The organism is Shewanella sp. 11B5 (genome assembly GCF_002836795.1).
Taxonomy (GTDB): Bacteria; Pseudomonadota; Gammaproteobacteria; order Enterobacterales; family Shewanellaceae; genus Shewanella; species Shewanella frigidimarina.
On the sequence record NZ_PJAP01000452.1, the window covers coordinates 1 to 4,703 of the forward strand.

A 4,703-nucleotide genomic window follows, 5' to 3' on the forward strand; every position below is an offset into this window, starting at 1 on the left:
CGCAACGGCCTACGCCCTTCTCGTTACGTTATAACCAAGGATCGTATCCTCACCTTAGCGTCTGAAGTCGGTATTTGGGATTATTCTGCCGATGAAGTGATTGAAAAAGGCCGGGTTGGGCCCGGTGAGTTATTAGTGTTAGATACCTTGAATGGTCGTTTGTATCATTCATTTGAAATTGATAATGACTTAAAGCGTCGTCATCCTTACAAAGAGTGGATGGCTAAAAACAGTCAGACATTGATCCCTGCTGAGGAAATGGCTCCTACCAAACAAGGTTCAAGTGGTTTTGATAGCAAAACACTGCTGCAATATCAAAAACAGTTTGGTTTTACCCGTGAAGAATTAGAACAAGTTATTTGGGTACTTGCGAGCAAAGGTGAAGAAGCCATTGGCTCAATGGGTGATGATACGCCTATGGCAGTATTGTCGAAAAAGTCGCGTTCACTGTACGACTATTTCCGCCAAAAATTTGCTCAGGTAACCAACCCGCCTATTGATCCGTTACGTGAAAAACACGTGATGTCGTTAGCCACTTGTGTCGGTCGCGAACAAAATCTATTTAGCGAAACCACCGGTAACGCTTACCGAGTCATGTTCAATTCACCGATTTTGTTATTCAGTGATTTTAATCAGTTACTGGGATTAGACAGCACTAACTATCGCGCCAACACAGTTGATTTAAACTATGATGCCAATGAAACGTTAGAGCAGGCTATTCGCCGCATTACCGACGAAGCTGAACGCTTAGCTCGCAGCGGCACGACATTGTTAGTATTGTCTGACCGTGCTGTAGCGAAAAGTGCTCAAGTTATCCCAGCCGCTATGGCTGTGGGTTCTGTGCAAACTCGTTTAGTGGATAAAAGCCTACGTTGTGACACTAACATTATTGTTGAAACAGCTTCAGCACGCGATCCGCATCATTTTGCGGTGTTAATTGGTTTTGGTGCCACGGCTATCTACCCTTACCTCGCCTATGAATCTATTTCAGCAATGGCAAAACTGCATCAAGTCGATGATGTAACCCATTTAATGCTTAACTTCCGTTATGGCATTGAAAAAGGCTTACGCAAAATCATGTCTAAAATGGGCATCAGTACCGTAGGTTCATATCGTTGTAGCCAACAATTTGAAGCTGTGGGTTTAGCCAGTGATGTGATTGAGTTATGTTTTAAAGGCGTGATAAGCCGTATTGAAGGTGTCAGTTTTAATCATATTGCCGATGACCAGAAAATACTCCATACCGCTGCATATCGCGCCCATGTACCGTTACCACAAGGTGGTTTATTAAAGTATGTTGAAGGTGGTGAATATCACTGCTTTAATCCAGACGTGGTGAATACCTTACAAGCATCATTAAAAGACAAAAACTACGCTGAATACAAAAAGTTTACTCACTTAGTTGATGATCGCCCAGTGGCCACGTTACGTGATTTAATCGGCATTAAAGGTCAACTAAATGCCATTGAAATAGACACGGTCGAAGGCGCTGAAAAGCTTTACCCTCGCTTTGATAGCGCAGCCATGAGCATTGGTGCTTTAAGCCCTGAAGCTCATGAAGCATTAGCGGTTGCGATGAACCGTCTTGGTGGACGCTCAAACTCAGGTGAAGGTGGCGAAGATGCACGTCGTTTCAATAGCGAACGTAACTCGGCCATCAAACAAATTGCATCGGGTCGCTTTGGCGTTACCGCGCATTACTTAGTTAACGCTGATGTGCTGCAAATTAAGGTAGCTCAAGGTGCAAAACCGGGTGAAGGTGGGCAATTACCTGGCCATAAAGTCAGTGTTGAAATCGCAGGGCTGCGTCATGCTCGTCCAGGTGTGACCTTGATTTCACCGCCGCCGCACCACGATATTTACTCGATTGAAGATTTAGCTCAGCTGATTTTCGATTTAAAACAAATCAATCCAAAAGCCTTAGTGTCGGTCAAGCTAGTATCAGAACCCGGTGTTGGCACCATTGCAACCGGTGTTGCAAAAGCCTATGCCGATATGATCACTATATCAGGTTACGACGGCGGCACTGGCGCAAGCCCTATCACCTCGGTCAAATACGCCGGTTCTCCTTGGGAGCTTGGTTTAGCGGAAGTGCATCAGTCGCTAGTAGAAAATGGTTTACGTCATAAAATCCGCCTGCAAGTGGATGGCGGCTTAAAAACCGGTACCGACGTGATTAAAGCTGCGTTACTGGGCGCCGAAAGCTTTGGCTTTGGTACAGTGCCGATGATTGCACTTGGGTGTAAATACTTACGTATTTGTCATCTTAATAACTGCGCTACCGGTGTGGCAACTCAAGATAAAAACTTACGCGAAAACCATTATCACGGTTTACCTGAACGTGTCATGACCTACTTTGAATTTGTGGCTCAAGAAGTGCGTGAATGGATGGCTGCATTAGGAGTAACTCAATTCGAAGATTTAGTCGGACGGAGCGACTGGTTACATGCACTTGAAGGTCAAACAGACAAGCAGCGTGGCTTAGATTTAGCACCAATTTTATATAAACCAAAAGTACAGGCAAACTCATCTCTGACTTGGAAAGAAATCAATCCGCCTTCAGATGTTGGCCAACTGAATCAAACCTTGTTAGCGGATTGTCGTAAAGCAGTTGAAACTGGCGAACCGTTTTCTTATCAATATCAAATCAATAATACCGATCGCTCGGTAGGCGCGACATTGTCAGGTTTTATCGCTACGACTGTTGGTGTAACGGGTGCAAAACAGCCGTTAACACTTGGTTTTAATGGCAGCGCTGGCCAAAGCTTTGGCGTATGGAACAGCCCAGGTCTTGAACTTAAGCTGTGCGGTGATGCTAATGATTATGTCGGCAAAGGCATGTCTGGCGGTAAGATCGTTATTCACCCACCTATTGGTAGCCCGTTCCAGAGTGAACGTAGTGCCATTATGGGTAATACCTGTTTATACGGTGCTACTGGCGGTAAGTTGTTTGCTGCAGGCCAAGCGGGCGAGCGATTCGCTGTGCGTAACTCTGGCGCTATCGCGGTCGTTGAAGGCAGTGGCGATAATTGTTGCGAATACATGACAAGCGGTATCGTGGTTATCCTAGGGAAAACTGGAGTCAACTTCGGTGCAGGCATGACGGGCGGATTTGCCTATGTATTTGACCAATTTGGTCGCTTTAATCGCCGAGTAAACACCGAAATGGTCGACACTCAAAAATTAGAATCTACCATCCACCAGCAACACTTAAAAGGCCTGATTGAAACTCACTATGCTGAAACCGGCAGTGAACATGCACATATGATTTTAAGTGACTTTGAAAACTGGTTGGATTGTTTCGTATTAGTTAAACCAAAGAATATTGCCGTTGCTGACCTGCTAAAAATTGAGCAGAAGAGTCCGGAATTAGTGGTAAAGGCGGGGTAATCATTATGAGCAATGACTTTCAATTTATAGAAGTGGGTCGAGCTGACCCCATTAAACATGAAGCGAAAAAACGTGCTACACAATTTATTGAAATTTATCAGCCGTTTACGCAACCAGAAGTAAAACAACAAGCCGATCGCTGTCTTGACTGCGGTAACCCGTATTGTGAATGGAAGTGCCCACTGCACAACTACATTCCAAACTGGTTAAAACTGGCAGAAGAAGGTCGCATTATGGAAGCGGCAGACTTGGTGCATGAAACCAATACTCTGCCAGAAATATGTGGCAGGGTGTGCCCACAAGACCGTTTATGCGAAGGTGCTTGTACCTTAAACGACGACTTTGGTGCGGTCACCATTGGCAGTGTTGAAAAATACATTACCGATACTGCAATTGCCCAAGGCTGGCGCCCAAACATGAAGGATGTGACGCCACGTAAGGAACGTGTTGCCATTATTGGAGCGGGTCCTGCGGGTCTTGGCTGTGCTGATGTGTTGGCTCGTAATGGTGTGCAAGCCGTGGTGTATGATAAATACCCACAAATTGGTGGTTTGCTTACTTACGGCATCCCATCATTCAAACTTGATAAAGATGTTATGGCAACCCGCCGTTCTGTGCTTGAAGGCATGGGCATTCAATTCAAAATGGGTGTCACTGTCGGCAAGGATGTGAGTTTTCAAAGCCTGTTAGACGAGTACGATTCAGTCTTCCTTGGTATGGGTACTTACACGGCCATGAAAGCTAAACTGCCTAATGAAGACGCTGAAGGCGTTATTCAAGCGCTGCCGTATCTTATTGGCAATACTCATCACATTATGGGTACTCAAGACGACGCTACCCCTTATCTAAGCCTTGAGGGTAAAGATGTGGTGGTATTAGGCGGCGGTGATACGGCAATGGATTGTGTGCGCACAGCCGTTCGTCAAGGTGCTAAGAGTGTGACATGTGCTTATCGTCGTGACGAAGCCAACATGCCGGGCTCTCGCCGTGAAGTGCAAAATGCGCGCGAAGAAGGCGTTAACTTCTTATTTAATCGTCAACCCGTGGCAATTAAAGCTGAAAACGGTCAAATCGTTGGGATTCAATGCGTTGAAACCAAAATGGGAGAAGCTGATGCCAGTGGACGTCAACGCGCTGAAATCATTGCTGGTAGTGAGCAAGTGTTAGCAACCGATGCGCTGATTATAGCCTTTGGTTTCCAAGCTAGTCCTGCTGCTTGGTTTAGTGATTTTGGTATCGAAACCAACGAATGGGGATTAGTTAAAGCCAAGAAAACCGACGACAATCCATTCCAAACCACTAACCCGAAAGTG

Annotated in this window: 2 protein-coding genes; both read left to right on the forward strand. The window is 45.6% G+C overall.

The genetic code is table 11. The annotated features are described in order from the left end of the window. Positions 1-3,390 (forward strand): glutamate synthase large subunit (gltB, locus tag CXF78_RS10505; RefSeq protein WP_102036743.1); only part of this gene is annotated, 3,390 nt, incomplete at its 5' end. A gap of 5 nt (positions 3,391-3,395) precedes the next feature. Further along, positions 3,396-4,703 (forward strand): FAD-dependent oxidoreductase (locus CXF78_RS10510; RefSeq protein WP_102036744.1); only part of this gene is annotated, 1,308 nt, incomplete at its 3' end.